We start from the raw sequence: 15,692 nt of genomic DNA, 5'->3' as shown, positions 1-15,692 counted from the left end.
TGCTCACTTGACAAAGGTCATCTCCCTCTTGTCTCCGAGGATGCCCTGCGGGCGGTAGATCACGATGAGCATCAGCGCCACGCCGGCGAGGATCCAGCGGACCACCTCGGCCTGTGACGTCGACATGGGCAGGTAGCCCGCCGCGGCCATCTGCGGGAGCAGGTTGCCGAGGAAGGCGAACAGCACCCAGAACAGCACCGCGCCGAGCGTCGGGCCGAAGACGGTCGCGGCTCCACCGAGCAGCAGCACGGTCCACAGGAAGAACGTCAGTGATGTGGAGTAGCTGCCCGGCACCACGGCCGACGGCAGCACGAACACGATTCCGCCGGCTGCGCCCAGCACGCCACCGACCACGAGTGCCTGCATCTTGTACGAGAAGACATTCTTGCCGAGCGAGCGCACGGCGTCCTCGTCTTCGCGGATGCCCTTGAGCACGCGGCCCCACGGGCTGCGCATCAGCGCCCAGACCAGCACGATGGCGATGACCAGCAGGATCAGGCCGAACACTCGATCCCACAGTTCGGTCGCGTTGTACGTCCACGGGCCGAAGCCGTAGACCCCTGGCGGGAACGGGTTCGCCGCGCGGAAGCTCGCGTGGTAGCCGCTGCGGCCTCCGGCGGCGCCGGTGACGTCTTCGAACAACTGCGTCAGGAACAGCAGTCGCACGACCTCGGCGGTCGCGATCGTCGCGATGGCGAGGTAGTCGGCGCGGAGACGGAGTGTGGGGATGCCCAGCAGCAGCGCGAACACCGCGCCGCCGAGCAGCCCGATCAGCATGCCGAGCCACCACGGGGCGCCGAAGGCCAGAATCGGGATGGCGTAGCCGTACGCGCCGACGGCCATGAAGGCCGCCATGCCGAAGTTGAGCAGGCCCGCGTAGCCGAAGTGAACAGCCAGACCTGTCGCCGCCAGTGCGTAGGCGATGGTCACCGGGCTGAAGATGTATGCGGCGGTGTTGCCGAAGATCGATCCGAAGTCCATGCGTCAGCCCAGCCTTTCCTTGCGACCGAGTAGGCCTTGCGGCCTGACCAGCAGGATGACGATCAGCGCGACGAGTGCGGACGCGTACTTCAGGTCGGAGGGGACGCCGAACAAGGTCGACACCTCGACGGCGATGCCGACGATGATCGATCCGATCAGGGCGCCGATCGCCGACCCCAGCCCGCCGAGCGTGATGGCGCAGAAGATCAGCAGCAGCATCTGCATGCCCATGTCCCATTTCACGCCGGGGCGGAAGTAGGCCCACAGCACCCCGGAGAGCGCGGCGAGCATGCCGGCGACGATCCAGACGATGCGCACGACCTTGTCGACGTCGATGCCGGATGCCGCCGCGAGCTGCGGGTTGTCCGAGATCGCCCTTGTCGCCTTGCCGACGCGCGTGCGGGTGAGGAAGTAGGCCATGCCGAGGATCACCACGATGCTGATCACCATGCCGATGATGTCGATGTACGACAGGGTGATCGGCCCGAACGTGAACGGGGTGGGGCTCGCGCCTGGCAGCTGGTGGGTGCCGCCGCCGATCATGTACTGCATGGCGTATCGCAGCGCGAGTGAGAGGCCGATGCTGACGATCATCAGTTGGACGATGCCGAGGCCGCGCCGTCGCAGGGGGCGCCAGAGCCCGGCATCCATCGCCCAGCCGAGTGCGCCTCCGCCCACGACCGCCGCGATCAATCCGAGCCAGAGCGGTAGCTGCCAGAACGAGGTGACCAGCACGACCACCACGCCGCCCCAGGTGACCATCTCACCGTGGGCGAAGTTCGACAGTCGGGTCGTGCCGTAGATCAGCGCAGCACCCATGGATGCCAGTCCGAGGAGCAGGCCGAAGTTGATGCCGCCGACGGTGCGTGAGATCAGCTGGTCCATGAACGAGACCGTGACGCGTTCGCCCTGGCCGAGGAAGAGGTTGATGATCTTGGTGCCTGTGAGGCCGAACTCGGCCTCGAACGAGCCACTGGTGCCGTCAACGGGCGACACGCCCTCGGGAAGCTGTGCCGGATCGACGATCACGCCGTCGGGAAGTGACTCCTCGTCGATGCTGAGCGTGTACTTCTCCTTCTCGGGGACGTACAGCCGCCACTTGCCGTCGGCATCGGTCTCGGTCTCCGCCTTGAAACCGCCACCGTCCACCGAGACGCCGACGCCCACGATCGGCTCGCCCTTGAAGGTGATGTTGCCGGCGAAGTAGAAGTCCGTCACGTCCTGGCCGTCATCCGTCGTGTCGGCCAAAGCCGCGCCGGCCGGTGCGCCGAGCACCAGGAAAGCGGCCACCAGCGCTGTCAACAGCGTCATCAGCCCTTTTCGGGGACGCCGAAGCGCCGTTGATCTGTGTCCCACGCATCCTCCACATCGAGTGCCCTCGAACGAGCCTCGGGCAGCCGTTCGATGATGGACGTGATCGAGCGTAACCCGACGGGCACGCGGAGCGCATCATCTGTGGCCGGATCGAAATGCCTGGCGCGGCCGCGCAGCATCCGCTTTCGGCGCGGCTGCTGGCGACTCTCGGAATATCCGCAGGCGTCGCGCGCTTAGAATCAGTATCACGACGGAGTCGGGCCGTCCCCGCTTCGTCTACGCGCATTCGTCACGACACGGCGCCGCATCGGCGCAGAGGAGCAAAGTTCCATGCAGCAGAACGATCCATTCGGTTTCGTCGGACTCACCTACGATGATGTGCTCCTGCTGCCGGGGCATACCGATGTGATCCCCAGCGATGCCGACACGTCGTCGCGCATCACGCGGCGCATCTCGGTCGCGACGCCGCTGCTCTCCAGCGCCATGGACACCGTCACCGAGGCGCGCATGGCCATCGCGATGGCACGCGAGGGCGGCATCGGCATCCTGCACCGCAACCTCTCGATCGCCGATCAGGCCGCCGACGTGGACCGCGTCAAGCGCAGCGAGTCCGGCATGATCACCGACCCCGTCACGACCACACCCGACGCGACGGTCGAAGAGGTCGACCAGCTGTGCGCGAAGTACCGCATCTCGGGCCTGCCCGTCATCGATGGCGACGGTCGCCTGGTCGGCATCATCAGCAACCGTGACATGCGCTTCGTCTCGGGACGCGAGCGCGTGACCACCAAGGTCAAGGACGTCATGACGAGCGAGCACCTCGTCACCGCGAAGGTCGGCGTCGCCGCCGGCGACGTGATCGCCCTGTTCGCGAAGCACCGTGTCGAGAAGCTGCCGCTCATCGACGATGACGGCAAGCTCGCCGGCCTCATCACGATCAAGGACTTCGACAAGAGCGAGAAGTACCCGCTCGCCACCAAGGACGAGCAGGGACGTCTCCGCGTGGGAGCTGCGATCGGCTTCTTCGGCGACGCGTGGGAGCGCGCCGAGGCGCTGCGGGATGCCGGGGTGGACGTGCTCGTCGTCGACACCGCCAACGGGCAGTCGCAGGGCGTCATCGACCTGGTCAAGCGACTCAAGGCCGACCCGTCGTTCGCGCACATCGACGTGATCGGCGGCAACGTCGCGACCCGCGAGGGGGCGCAGGCACTGGTGGATGCCGGAGTCGACGCCGTCAAGGTCGGCGTCGGTCCCGGATCGATCTGCACCACCCGCATCGTCGCGGGCGTCGGAGTGCCGCAGGTCACCGCCGTGTACGAGGCATCACTCGCCGCGGCACCAGCCGGCGTGCCGGTGATCGCCGATGGCGGTCTGCAGTACTCGGGCGACATCGCCAAGGCGCTCGTCGCCGGAGCGGATGCCGTGATGCTCGGTTCGCTGCTGGCGGGCACTGACGAGTCGCCGGGTGAGATCGTCTTCCAGAGCGGCAAGCAGTTCAAGCTGTACCGCGGCATGGGCTCGCTCGGTGCGATGCAGACCCGCGGCAAGCAGACCTCGTACTCGAAGGACCGCTATTTCCAGGCCGACGTGCCCAGCGACGACAAGCTCATCCCTGAGGGCATCGAGGGCCAGGTGCCCTATCGCGGTCCGGTGGCGGCGGTCGCGTACCAGCTGATCGGCGGGCTGCGCCAGTCGATGTTCTACGTCGGCGCGCGCACGATCGACGAGCTCAAGGCCCGCGGCAAGTTCGTGCGCATCACCGCGGCGGGGCTCAAGGAGTCACACCCGCACGACGTGCAGATCGTCGTCGAGGCGCCCAACTACAAGAAATGAGTCGCGCGAGCGACTGAAGCAGGATGAAGGGGCGGATGCTGATCAGCATCCGCCCCTTCATCGTCTCAGCCGCAGGTGTAGGTCACTCCGCCCGACTCCCAGACGCCCGGTCCGAGTTCGGTGCAGATCGCGGCCACCTGCGTCAGCATGCTGACGGCGATGACGATCGCGGTGATGGTGCCGATGATGAACAGCGCACTGATGATCACGCCGGTCAGCGGCAGGCCGATCGAGGCGCCTCCGCGCTTGCGCTTCACCAGCGCGACGATGCTGAGCACCAGCCCGATGGGAGCGGCGACGAAGGCGAGGATCAGCCCGGCGATGGCCAAGCCGCCGGCCGGTGCCGCGGGCGCAGGTGCAGCGACGGGCTGCGCGTACGCGGGTGCCGCGGGCTGAACGTGGGCCTGTGGGCCCGGCTGAGGGTGGCTGGGGCCCGCTGAGGGCGGCGAGGCGATGGGTTCCTGAGTGGTCATTTCGGTTCTCCTTTTGATGTGTCGGTCTTCGATATGTCGGTATTCGATACGGGCGTCTTCGTGCGTCAACCGGCCTCGGGGAAGCCACCGAGATAGGCGAGGATCCGCGCCATGGCGTATGAGCCGGTGTAGCCCTGGATGGCGGTGAACTTCGCGTCGACGTCGCCCTCGCGATCGAGCGAGTCCGATTCGAAGGCGCCGACGATCAGGGCGGGAGAATGCTCTCTCTGCTCGAGAGCGTCCACTGCCGCTGAGACGCGGTCCCTGGCGAAGTCGAGCGTGTGCATGAGCACCGGCTCCGATCGCACGCCCGAGAGCTCGAACGTGCTCGGATCGACGATGCCGTTGTTGTAGTACTTGTCGACGAGGCTGGCGTTGCGCGCGTAGTTGAGCCAGCCGTGGCCGATCATGGCGTACGCCGCGTTCGGGTTGTCCTCGCCCATGAACGAGGTGATGGCGTGGATGTTGTCCTTCGAGGTGTAAGCCAGCTCCACGCCGACATCCCATCCGCCCAGCCGCGCCCTGGCGACCTCCATCGACAGGCCCGAGCCCTCGGCGAGTCCCCGCAGCACGGCAGAGTCGAACACCTCGAGATTGGCCTCGGAGGCGCGACGGAGGAAAGCTCCCAGCGCTTCCGCATCCGCCGACTTATCGATCGCCGGCCCCTCGAGGCCCCGACCGATCTCGAAGATGGCGTCGGCGGCGGCGAGCTGTGACTCGGCGATCTGCAGGAACAGCAGCGGCTGCACCGCGTCATTGAGGAACTCGTCGGCGCTGTACTCGCCTGCGTCGAGGCGCGCCAGCACGGGTTGGATGCGGCGCTGTGCGAACTGGTAGACGGTCAGCGCGTCGAAGCCGTTGCCGTAGCTGGTCGCGAGTGCTTCGGCATCCGCCAGCGTCGCGACCTTGAAGGTGTTCAGCTCGCTGATGTAGTTGATGATCTTCTGCTCGGTGTTCCCCGCGATGCGCAGCGCACGCTCGACACCAGTGACGTCCCCGGTCAGGGCGGCGTCGATGGTGTCGTACGTCGCCGCGGCGGCCGCCATCAGCACGACGCCGTTCACGGCACTGACGAACGCGCCGCCGGGCAGCCCCTGATCGAGCAGCCGCTCGGCCTGCTGCATGTCGGCGAGCGTGTCCTCGTACAGACCCCAGCCGAACTCCTGCACTGTCGGGGAGAGCGAGAGGAATCGCGATTCGAGATCGACGTAGGCGGTGACCTGCTTCTGAGTGGCCACCTCGAGACGCGTGTACCCCTCATCGCTGATCTTCGGCTTCGGCGCCGTTCCCGAGGTCAGCTCGACGCCGGTGAACTCCCGGTAGGCCTGGGTGATGTCGCCGACTTCGACCACGTCGATCCCGGCGTCCTTGCCGAGTCTGACGACATCGACCTGAGCACCGGACGAATCACGGGAGTTGCGCGAGCCGAGCGGGATCAGCGCCTTGGTGAACCGGCCGTCATCGGCGATCGCCTGCACCTTCTCGGGGATCCCGCCGACGGGCCCGATCGTGCCTGTGGCGGTGATCGTACCCGTCATGGCGACGTCATCGGCGAGCTCGTCACCGTGGATGAGGCTCAGCAGCGCGACGGTGCTCACACCGCCCGCACTCGGGCCGTCGACCATGCCGTGCATCTCGAACCGGTAGTCGTTCTCGACCGACGCGCCCGACATGAGCGTTGATACGATCACCGAGTTCCACGCTGCGGCGCGGAAGCTCTCGCCGATGCCGCTGACCTCCGACTCGGCGACCTCGACGGTCATCCCGTCCTCCGCGCCCTGCGCGATGCTGATCGACGCCGAGCCGACGCTGCCGCCCCCGCCGCCGCTCGAGACGAGCATGACGGGGATCGTGACCGAGGTCGGCCCGGTCTTGGCGTCGGCCTTGGCCGAGGCGGATGCTGCCGGCTTCGGCATCGGCAGGGCGAAGCAGCCGCTCAACGCCGTCGTTGCGGCGGTGACGATGGCCACCAGCGCCAGCCGGCGCCGTGTGCGCCGTGCGCGGTGTTCTCGCGGTGCGAATAGGGACGGCGTGCTCATGAGTGCGCTCCTCAGCGGTCGATGTGCGGGCGATCGCAGTCGGCGCCGCACCAGCGTTCCGTGGCGCACTCGCATCCCCCTGGCACCATCCGACTCCACCTGAGCCGTACGGGCTAGCGACCGTGGGTGGCGTCGGATCACCGAAAGTCGACAGGTCGGTCAACCTTCTGTGAGTGAATCGGCGACCCTGGGGCGTGAGTCACAGGGCGCCCTAGCATGAGGGCATGAGCAGCGTCGCAGGGCTTCTGCGCCAGCCGTTCGCGGCCGCGCTGCTCTGCGGTGCCTGGGTGACGTTCTTCCTGCTGTTCGAGTCGCCAGGCGTGTCCTGGAGCGTGTGGCTCGTGGTGCCGCTCAGCATGGGCGCGATCGCCCTGCTGAACCGACACCCGCTGACGGCGGCGATGCTCGCCCTGGCGGCATCTGCGGTGAGCGCCTGGGCGGGCATTCCGTACGGTCAGATCGAGCTGCTGCTGCCGAGCCTGTACGTCCTCGGATATCTCGGGCGGAAAGGCGGCAGCGTCGCGCTGGGCGGTCTCGCTGTCGTCGCCTTCGGTGCGCTGGCGGCCATGCGCGTCGATGCGCCCTGGTATGCGTTTCCCGTCTCGGTGCTCGTGCACGCGGCGGCCTGGGTCTTCGGCCTCGTCATCCGGCGTCGCGCCGCGCAGGCCGTCGACGCCGCGCGGAAGTCGGCAGCCCTGGCGGCCGTCGATCTGGAGCGCACGATGAGCGAGTCGGCGCGCACCAGTCGGCTGCGAGCGTCGGAGGCCGCTCTGGACGTGTTGCGGTCGGCGGTGCACCGGATGTGTGAGCTCGCCCACGCGATGCACCAGCGAGGACTGCCATACCGTGCGGCCGATGCGGAGTCGATCCGCCGGGAGGGCGACAGGGCGATCGGGCAGCTGCACGAGACGCTGACGATGCTCGACGACGAGGACGATGCGGCGGGGGCACGCCGGCGGCCTCATCGGCACTCCCGATCCGGAGGCGAGGGACGATCACCTGACGGCGACACGGTCGATGTGGCTCATGCGGCGGGAGAGAACCTGGCACTCGCGTGGTGGATGGGCGTGCCGCTGCTGGCCGCTTCGGTCGCCGCAGCTGTGGTTCTCGGCGACGGCAACGCGTACCTGATGCAGGCGGCGATCATCGTGCCGCTGTGCATCATGATCGTGCATCGAGTCCCGCTCCTCGCCGGTGTCGCGGCCGGTGGTGCGCTCGCCGTGGTGGCGATCGACGCCGGCTTCGAACCCGACGCGCTGCTGCCGTTGGGGGTAGGGGTCGGCACGCTGATCTGGCAGCTGACCCGGATGCCCGCGGCGCGCGGAGCCATCCCGCTGATCGTCCTGATCGCCGGCGCCCTGATGCTCGGCGCGCACTTCGGCCCGCGCGGGTTCGGCTTCATCGCGGTGCTCGCGGCCTTCACCTTCGGGGCGGCGACCGCCTGGAAGGAGCGCGACGACATCCTGCACACCGAACAGGCCAGGTCGGTGCGTCTGCTGGCAGCGATCGCGGCCGCGAGTCTGCGCGCGGAGCGGGCCGAGCGGATGCTGCTGTCGCGCGAACTGCACGACGGCGTCAGCCACGGGATCACAGCCATGAGTCTGCAGACCGGCGCCGCGCACGCGCTGTGCGCCAAGGACCCCGATCGCGCTCGCCGCAGCATGACGTCGGTGCTCGCGGTGGGCGAGCGCACGCTGGACGAGATCGACGCCCTCGCGCGCGGACGTCCGGGGGATGAGGGCGACACCGGGCTGAGCCTGGACACCCTGATCGAAGGGGCGCGGGCGACGGGGCTGCAGATTCGGCATCGTCCGATCGGCGAGGCCGATCTGCTGAGCTACCGGATCGTGCAGGAGGCGCTGACCAACATCACGCGGTACGCACCCGGAGCCAGAGTCGTCATCGAGACCGGTGGCGATGGGATGAAGCGGTTCGTGCGGGTCTGCGACAGCGGAGCGGCTCCGATGTCGGACCCGTTCACCGGCGCGAGGAGAGCGCTCGAGAGCCTCGGCCGCGGCCGGGGTCTGCCAGGGCTCGCCGATCGGGTAGCGGAGTACGGCGGCAGGTTCAGAGCCGGTCCGCGGGATGCCGGTTTCGAGGTGTACGCCGAATGGCGCAGCTCTAGAGAACACGACGACGGGCCCGCCGTGCGGGACCAGGGGAGGGAGACCTGATGGCCGAAGCAACAGAGACGGAGCAGGCCGGTCGGCGCATCCGCGTCGTGGTCGCTGATGACCATGAGCTCGTGCGGGCCGGGCTCGTCGCGATCATCGATGTGGAAGCCGATCTCGAGATCGTCGCCGAGGCATCCGACGGCGCGGAAGCCGCCGCAGTCGCCCGCGAGCACGACGCCGATGTCGTTCTCATGGACGTGTCGATGCCGGAGGCCGACGGGTTGCAGGGGCTTCAGCTGATCGTCGATCAGCAGCTCGACTGCGTCGTGATCATGCTGACCACCTTCAACATGGGCGAGAGCATCGAGCAGGCGCTGCGGGCAGGGGCCGCCGGCTATCTGCTGAAGACCGCGTCGACTGAGGAGATGCTCGTCGCCATCAGGGCCGCGCATCGGGGAGAGCGGGTCTTCTCCCGCGCTGTGCAGGACCGTCTGGTCGACTCGTTCCTCGGGCGGGCGCGCCCGGCGCCCGAGCCGCCGGCCGAGCTGCGCCTGTTGACCGAGCGCGAGTACGACGTGTTCATCGAACTGGCTCGCGGGCGTTCGAACGCCGAGATCGCCGGGGTGCTGTACCTCAGCGAGGCGACGGTGAAGACCTACGTCACCCGGCTGCTCGCGAAGCTCAGTCTGCGCGACCGTGTTCAGGCGGTGATCTTCGCGCTGCAGCACGGGCTCGTCCCCGACGAGGACGCTGACTGACGCGGGCGCGACTCACCTTGATGCGACCAAGGTCGACTCAGGTTGTCCACTTTCGTCGCATGTGGTGTTCCCCGCGGGTGGATGCTGTGCGACCGCTGCGGCCGAAAGAGTGTCGGGAGCGCTGCGAGGCGCTCTCCGTCCTGCCGTCACCGCGGCGACGGAGTTCTTACTCACCGGACACCTTGGGGGTTCCTCATGCGCCGAGAACGCAGACACACGACGTCGCCACGACATGCCGACAGAATCCGACCGCCCTGGATGCGCCTCTCCGGGGCCGCTCTCGTCGCTGCGATCGCGCTGCTGGGGCCGGGAATGACCGCGAGTGCGGACGAGGGCGCAGAGGGCGCCGAACCCGCTGCTGTCGTGACGGAGGACACCGCTCCGGCACCGAGCCCTGCCGGTGCGGCGGCCTCCGCACCGGCACCGGACCAGTCTGCGGTGCCGTCGGCACCGGAACCCGCCTCTGACGCGGCCGCGCCCGCAGCGCCGGCAGGGAATACAGCTCCCGCAGCGCCCGAGCACGACGCCGCCGACACAGTGCCACCGTCAGCATCCGACTCGGAAGAGTCAGCATCCGACTCGGACGCCGTGGCATCCGACGCACCGCAGGCGGCGACCGCGACCGACGCGACCGCGACTGATGTGATCGCGGCGCCGAGTGGCGGATCGCCGATGGCTGCCGCGGCGGACGACCCCGGTGCGCTGCCCCACCTCTTTGTCGTCTCGGTGCATCTGATCGATGGCGCAGGCGATCCGGTCGATGCGCCCTACCCGGCGGATTTCGACTGGACGATCACCGCGACCGGCACGACGTCATACACGTCCGATCCCGCCACGAACGCCATCGCCGCGATGGACCCGATCGCAGGCGCTTACGCGCTGGACGTCGAATTGAACGCCACCGCCGCGGCGCAGCTGACGTTCTCGAGCCTGGAATGCGCCTATCAGGAGCAGGCCGGCGGGGTCGAGGGGGCTGAGTTCGGCATCCAGTATCAGCAGGGGGGTGTGTGGTTCGTAGATGTGCGCCCGGCCTTCGCCACCTCATGCGTGTACATCTACGAGGTCACGGGCCCGCTGCCCGATCCGTACTTCGGCTTCACTTCGCTCCTCACTCTGGCGGGTGAGGACGCCGCCGGAGATCCTGCGCACGTCGGTGAGAACTCGGACTGGGTTCTGACGCTGATCGACGCGAAGGGCGCTGTCACCGCATCCGTCGCCCCCGGGGGTCAGGTCCAGGTGCCCGCCGGCGCGTACACGCCGCGCCTGGTGGCATCCAGCACCGCGCAGTCGGGATTCGATCCGACTGTCTGGCGCATGGCGGACTGGAACTGTGGATCGGGCCAGTCGGGTCCGTATGGTTCCACAGTGCAACTCGTGCCAGGGCAGACCCTGACCTGCAACACGGTGGTCACGGATGCCGAGGCCGATCTCGCGGCAGAGATCGATCACTCGGCAGAGGTGAACCTGGGCTGGAACGGCGTGTACGGCGACGCGGGCACCGAATTCGACATGCACGTGGGTGTGAGCAATCTGCTGTCCGGGTTCTCTGCTGAGGCGATCGACGACCTGCGTCTGCGCGTGACACTGGGCGACAACGTCGAATTGGTCGACCCGCAGGCGGCTCCGCAGGGTTGGCGGCTCGATTCTGTCGATGGCGCCGTGTACACCTACGTTCCGACCGCCGCGTTCGCCCTCGGAACCGAGACCACGCTGACGCTGCGTGCACGGCTCACCTCGGGCGAGTCGACTCGGCCGGTCGAAGCCTGCGCCACTACCGCACGCATCGACCTGAACCGCCAGAACGACTGCACCGAGCTCGCGACGGTCGCTGACGGTGGTCCCGACACGGATCCGGAGCCGGAGCCGGAGCCCGAGCCGGAGCCCGAGCCGGAGCCGGGAACGGAGCAGGAAACGCAGCCGGTGCCGCTGCCCACGCAGACACCGACGCAGGTACCTGCGGCGCCGGCGTCCGCCTCTGGGGACGGAGATGCTGGTGAATCCGCGCTGGCGAAGACCGGCGGCGATGTCGATTCCGCACTGCTCGCCGGTGCGGCGGGCGCGCTGCTGCTCGGGGTCGGCGGCGCGCTGATCGCGGCGCGTCGACGCAGCGGCGCCTGACCGGGGCCGTCTCGCGCCTGCACTGGGGAGTCCAGCGCGAGACGCGCGAGGGGCGGATGCTGATCAGCATCCGCCCCTTTCCAGCGTCGGATGCCAGGCGTAGCGTGCCGGTATGTGCCGCAGCATCCACACTCTCCACAATTTCGAGCCCGCCGCGACCTCTGATGAGGTGCAGGCAGCCGCGCTGCAATACGTGCGGAAGATCGCGGGGACGACCAAGCCGTCGAAGGCGAATGAAGCCGCGTTCGAACAGGCCGTCGCCGAGATCGCGCACGTCACGCAGCATCTGCTGAATGACCTCGTCGCGACCAGGCCGCCGAAGAACCGCGAGGAGGAGGCGGCGAAGGCCAGGGCGAAGGCTGTGGCCTCCGGCCGTTACGCCGCCTGAGCGTTGCCGTCTGTGACGCATCGTTGCCGTCTGTGACACGGTGTTGCGGGGCGTGACGCGAACGGTCGCGCCCGCCGCGGGCATCCGACTACGGTCGCCGCATGACTCTTCTCAACGACCAGCTCGCAGCCATCGCCGATGTCTCCGCCGACGAGCGCGCGCAGCGCCTCGCCGAGGCCGGAACGACCTGGGGCGAGCGCATCGCGCGCGACGCGACCAATGCTCAGCTCACCTACAAGGTCACCGGTCGCGGCGTCGGCTCGGTCGGCACCGAGATCCGCTCCGGGAAGCACCGCTTCCTCGTCGACGAGCCGGCCGCGCTCGCCGGTGACGATGCCGCAGCGAGCCCTGTCGAATACGCACTCGGCGCGCTGATCTCCTGTCAGGTCGTCGTGTTCCGGCTGTACGCCCAGGCACTCGGACTGACCATCGACGATCTCGAGATCACCGCCGAGGGCGACCTCGACGTGCGCAAGCTGTTCGGCATCGACGAGTCCGGCCGCGCGGGGTTCCACGACGTGCGGGTGAAGGTCGACATCACCGGACCGAACACGATCGAGGAGTACGACCGCCTTCGCGTTGTCGTCGAGGAGCACTGCCCCGTGCTCGACCTGTTCGCGAACCAGGTGCCGGTGACGGGCGCGCTCGTCTGACGGCGGATCGGCGGCCCGTGAGCCGCCGATAGAGTGAGCCCATGGATTCAGCGTCGAACCTGACCCGGGGGCAAGTCACCCGCTACGCCATCGGATCACTGGGGACCGGCGGCTTCGCCACCCTGCCAGGCCTTGTGCTCGTGTACTACCTGACCGACTCGCTCGGCGTGACGGCGCTCGCCGCCGGCGCGATCGTGACGGCCGCGAAGGTGTGGGACGTGCTGATCGACCCCGTCATCGGCGGGCTCAGCGACAATGAGCTCGCCCGAAGGGGCAGCCGCCGCGGACTGATGCGGATCGGTGCGATCGGACTGCCGATCGCGTTCGTGCTGACCTTCGCAGTGCCCGCCGGACTCGGCGCCATCCCCTCAGCGATCTGGGTGCTGATCGCGTTCATGGCCGCCGCGACCTGCTTCAGCCTGTTCCAGGTGCCCTACATCGCACTGCCGGCCGAGCTCACCGACGACTACCGCGAGCGCACGCGCCTGCTCACCTGGCGCGTGGTCGTGCTGACCGTCGCGATCCTGCTGTTCGGCGCCGGCGGGCCCGAGATCCGCGGCATGTTCCCCGGCAACGAGCTGCTCGGCTACCTCGTCATGGCGATCGTCGCAGCCGTGCTGCTCGGCATCGGACTGTACGTCGCCTCGACCGTCGCCCCGCAGCGGCCGCTGCTGCCTGTGCGCGCCGGCTCGTCGATCGGCATGCACTACCGCGAGGGCATCGCCGTATTGCGCGAGAGCCAGCCTTTCCGCGCGCTGCTGGCCACCTTCATGCTGCAAGGGCTCGCGACGGGCCTCATGCTCGCCGCTGCCCAGTTCGTCGCCCGCTGGGTGCTGCATGACGAGAGTGCCGTGACACCGCTGTTCGCCTCGCTCATCGCGCCGGCGCTGCTGATGGCTCCGGTGTGGAAGCTGATCGCCGATCATGTCGGCAAGGAGCGGGGCTTCCGCCTCGCGAGCGGTGTGTTCCTCGTGGCCACCCTCGGTCTCACGGTCATGGTGTGGGTCCCGGGCTGGTGGATCCTCGCTCCGGTCGCGCTTGCAGGCGCAGCGTATGCGGGCATGCAGACGCTGCCGATGGCGATGCTGCCGGACGTGATCGCGCACGACCGCACGGCGCATGAGGCGGACGCGACGCGCGGCAACCGCTCTGGAGTGTTCGGCGGAGTGTGGACAGCAGGGGAGACGACCGGCATGGCGCTCGGGGCCACTGTGCTCTCGATCGTGCTCGCCATCACCGGTTACATCGAATCGACTGCCGGTACCGAGGTGGCGCAGCCCGCTGCGGCCGTCACCGGCATCGCCGTGGCCTTCAGCCTGCTCCCGGCGGTGCTGATGGTGCTCAGCCTGATCACGCTCGCCCGCTACCGCCTGCGCGAGCAGGACATCGTCGGGACGAGTGCATGAGCGGGCGGCAGGGCACGAGCGAGATCCTCGCCCGGCTGCGTCGACTGCGCGCCGACGACGCGCCCACCCACGGCGGGCGGGTGCTGTCGTACGTCTACGACTCCGGCCTCGCCGAGCTCGACGAGTTGGCGGATGCTGCCGCGCAGCTCGCACGGCCGCTGAACGGACTCGATCCGACGGTGTTCCCCTCGATCGCCGCGATGGAGCGGGATGTGATCGGCTTCGCCCGTCGGATGCTGAACGGCGGGCGGTCCGTGGTCGGCTCGGTCACCAGTGGAGGCACCGAGAGCTGCCTGCTCGCGGTGAAGACGGCGCGCGAGCTGTGGCGGGAGAAGCATCCGGACTCGGGATCGCGGCCGGCAGTGCGACGCCCCCGCCTGGTCGCCCCTGCCACCGCGCATGCGGCGTTCCAGAAAGCGGCGCTGCTGTTCGATCTGGACTTCGATCCGGTGCCGTGCGCGCCCGACGGCTCGGTCGACCCCGCCGACATCATCGCCCGGCTCGACGACGACGTCGCGCTGGTGGTCGTCTCGGCACCCGCGTACCCCACCGGACTGCTCGACCCGGTCGGCGCCGTCGCGCCCGCAGCCGCCGATCGTGGCATCCCGTGCCATGTCGACGCGTGTTTCGGCGGCTTCGTGCTGCCGTGGTGGCCGAAGCTGCCGGCCTGGGACTTCCGCGTGCGCGGCGTGACCAGCATCTCGGCCGACCTGCACAAGTTCGGCTATGCGCCCAAGGGCGTTTCGGTGCTGCTCCACCGCGGCCGCCACCGCCGGCGCGCGCAGTTCTTCGCGACGACGCGCTGGGCCGGATACCCGGTCGTCAACCCGACGCTGCTCGGCTCGCGGTCGGCCTCGCCGCTGGCAGCCGCCTGGGCGATCACGCAGCACCTGGGTGACGACGGATACGCCGATCTCACCGCCGCGATCCGGCGGACCGCCGTGGTGGTGCGCCGCGCGGTGGACGGCATCCGCGGTCTGATCGTGCTCGGCGATCCTGTGGGGCCGGCGATCGCCGTCGTCGCCGATCTGTCTGTGCCTGCGGCGGAGCGGGTGGATCCGCACCGGCTCGCGGACGCCCTGGTCGGATTCGGGTGGAAGATCCAGCACCAGCCCGGCTTCACGCAGGCCGACGGGGTGCGCATCCCGCACAGCGCCCACCTGACCCTCACCCCCGCACTCGAGCGCGGAATCGGCGAGTTCACCGGGGCGCTGGCGGCAGCATCCGATCAGGTGCGCGGCGAGGCGCCAGCCGACGCACGCGCGCTCGCCGCAGCCATGCGCGCACTCGGCTACCGCGAAGGCGGTCGGGTGCCCGGACCGTCGTCCGCGTGGACGCTGCTGCGCCTGGCCGGCGCGGCGAAGGTCGATGCCGGCGCGCCGCTGGCGACGCTGATGGCCCTGGTCGAGCAGCTGCCGGCGCCGGTGTCCGAGGCGCTCCTGTCGGAGCTGCTGGCGCGGCTGTCCGACCCACGCTGAGGGTTCGGGCGACTGCCCTTGTCGCCCCCGCCCCTGCTGAGCTGCGCCGCCCCCGTTCATTTACGCAAATGAGCAGGGGCGGCGACGATGAGCAGGGGCGGCGACGCTGGTGCGCGGTGGCGGATGCTGGGCGCGGG

12 protein-coding genes are annotated in these 15,692 nt (G+C 68.9%); 8 read left to right on the top strand and 4 right to left on the bottom strand.

Features of this window, described 5'->3' with window-relative positions:
• Positions 1-3: 3 nt before the first annotated feature.
• Positions 4-981 (bottom strand): branched-chain amino acid ABC transporter permease, encoded by a 978-nt coding sequence (locus MNR00_RS12975; protein WP_241926336.1) that lies wholly within the window; start codon positions 979-981, stop codon positions 4-6.
• A gap of 3 nt (positions 982-984) precedes the next feature.
• Positions 985-2,292, bottom strand: a complete 1,308-nt coding sequence (locus MNR00_RS12970; RefSeq protein WP_241926335.1) for a branched-chain amino acid ABC transporter permease — start codon at positions 2,290-2,292, stop codon at positions 985-987.
• Between the two features lie 333 nt (positions 2,293-2,625).
• Here MNR00_RS12970 and guaB point away from each other — a divergent pair, with 333 nt between their 5' ends.
• Positions 2,626-4,128, top strand: coding sequence for an IMP dehydrogenase (gene guaB, locus MNR00_RS12965; RefSeq protein ID WP_241926334.1), 1,503 nt, complete (start codon positions 2,626-2,628; stop codon positions 4,126-4,128).
• Positions 4,129-4,193: 65 nt separating this feature from the next.
• Here the strand turns inward: guaB and MNR00_RS12960 are convergent, their stop codons facing one another.
• Together MNR00_RS12960 and MNR00_RS12955 are read right to left on the bottom strand one after the other, a co-directional pair.
• Entirely contained in the window at positions 4,194-4,601 is a 408-nt protein-coding gene (locus MNR00_RS12960) for a hypothetical protein (protein ID WP_241926333.1), read from the bottom strand.
• Positions 4,602-4,666: 65 nt separating this feature from the next.
• A complete protein-coding gene (locus MNR00_RS12955) occupies positions 4,667-6,640 on the bottom strand; it encodes a S16 family serine protease (RefSeq protein ID WP_241926332.1) in 1,974 nt (657 codons plus the stop codon).
• A 224-nt stretch (positions 6,641-6,864) separates the two neighbouring features.
• On the opposite strand from MNR00_RS12955, the gene MNR00_RS12950 reads away from it, so the two are divergent.
• The 7 genes from MNR00_RS12950 (at position 6,865) to MNR00_RS12920 (ending at position 15,555) form a co-directional block, all read left to right on the top strand.
• Entirely contained in the window at positions 6,865-8,814 is a 1,950-nt protein-coding gene (locus MNR00_RS12950; protein ID WP_241926331.1) for a histidine kinase, read from the top strand.
• Positions 8,814-9,512, top strand: a complete 699-nt coding sequence (locus MNR00_RS12945) for a response regulator transcription factor (RefSeq protein WP_241926330.1) — start codon at positions 8,814-8,816, stop codon at positions 9,510-9,512. The genes MNR00_RS12950 and MNR00_RS12945 overlap by 1 nt, the downstream gene beginning before the upstream one ends.
• Before the next feature lie 258 nt (positions 9,513-9,770).
• Entirely contained in the window at positions 9,771-11,630 is a 1,860-nt protein-coding gene (locus MNR00_RS12940; RefSeq protein ID WP_241926329.1) for a hypothetical protein, read from the top strand.
• A gap of 112 nt (positions 11,631-11,742) precedes the next feature.
• Entirely contained in the window at positions 11,743-12,018 is a 276-nt protein-coding gene (locus tag MNR00_RS12935; RefSeq protein ID WP_241926328.1) for a DUF2277 domain-containing protein, read from the top strand.
• Between the two features lie 101 nt (positions 12,019-12,119).
• Positions 12,120-12,671 (top strand): OsmC family protein, encoded by a 552-nt coding sequence (locus MNR00_RS12930; RefSeq protein WP_241926327.1) that lies wholly within the window; start codon positions 12,120-12,122, stop codon positions 12,669-12,671.
• A gap of 41 nt (positions 12,672-12,712) precedes the next feature.
• Positions 12,713-14,077, top strand: a complete 1,365-nt coding sequence (locus tag MNR00_RS12925; protein WP_241926326.1) for an MFS transporter — start codon at positions 12,713-12,715, stop codon at positions 14,075-14,077.
• The gene (locus MNR00_RS12920; RefSeq protein WP_241926325.1) at positions 14,074-15,555 is read left to right on the top strand and encodes a pyridoxal-dependent decarboxylase; all 1,482 of its coding nucleotides are present in this window, start codon (positions 14,074-14,076) and stop codon (positions 15,553-15,555) included. The genes MNR00_RS12925 and MNR00_RS12920 overlap by 4 nt, the downstream gene beginning before the upstream one ends.
• Positions 15,556-15,692 lie beyond the last annotated feature (137 nt).

It is taken from the genome of Microbacterium sp. H1-D42, assembly GCF_022637555.1.
In the GTDB taxonomy this organism is placed as follows: Bacteria; Actinomycetota; Actinomycetes; order Actinomycetales; family Microbacteriaceae; genus Microbacterium.
This window is presented reverse-complemented; position numbering and strand designations above follow the sequence as displayed.

Coding starts and splice junctions, on each gene's coding strand:
- MNR00_RS12940 (WP_241926329.1), top strand. CDS start 9,771: ATGCGCCTCTCCGGGGCCGCTCTCGTCGCTGCGATCGCGCTGCTGGGG.
- MNR00_RS12920 (WP_241926325.1), top strand. CDS start 14,074: ATGAGCGGGCGGCAGGGCACGAGCGAGATCCTCGCCCGGCTGCGTCGA.
- MNR00_RS12945 (WP_241926330.1), top strand. CDS start 8,814: ATGGCCGAAGCAACAGAGACGGAGCAGGCCGGTCGGCGCATCCGCGTC.
- guaB (WP_241926334.1), top strand. CDS start 2,626: ATGCAGCAGAACGATCCATTCGGTTTCGTCGGACTCACCTACGATGAT.
- MNR00_RS12970 (WP_241926335.1), bottom strand. CDS start 2,292: ATGACGCTGTTGACAGCGCTGGTGGCCGCTTTCCTGGTGCTCGGCGCA.
- MNR00_RS12955 (WP_241926332.1), bottom strand. CDS start 6,640: ATGAGCACGCCGTCCCTATTCGCACCGCGAGAACACCGCGCACGGCGC.
- MNR00_RS12950 (WP_241926331.1), top strand. CDS start 6,865: ATGAGCAGCGTCGCAGGGCTTCTGCGCCAGCCGTTCGCGGCCGCGCTG.
- MNR00_RS12960 (WP_241926333.1), bottom strand. CDS start 4,601: ATGACCACTCAGGAACCCATCGCCTCGCCGCCCTCAGCGGGCCCCAGC.
- MNR00_RS12930 (WP_241926327.1), top strand. CDS start 12,120: ATGACTCTTCTCAACGACCAGCTCGCAGCCATCGCCGATGTCTCCGCC.
- MNR00_RS12975 (WP_241926336.1), bottom strand. CDS start 981: ATGGACTTCGGATCGATCTTCGGCAACACCGCCGCATACATCTTCAGC.
- MNR00_RS12935 (WP_241926328.1), top strand. CDS start 11,743: ATGTGCCGCAGCATCCACACTCTCCACAATTTCGAGCCCGCCGCGACC.
- MNR00_RS12925 (WP_241926326.1), top strand. CDS start 12,713: ATGGATTCAGCGTCGAACCTGACCCGGGGGCAAGTCACCCGCTACGCC.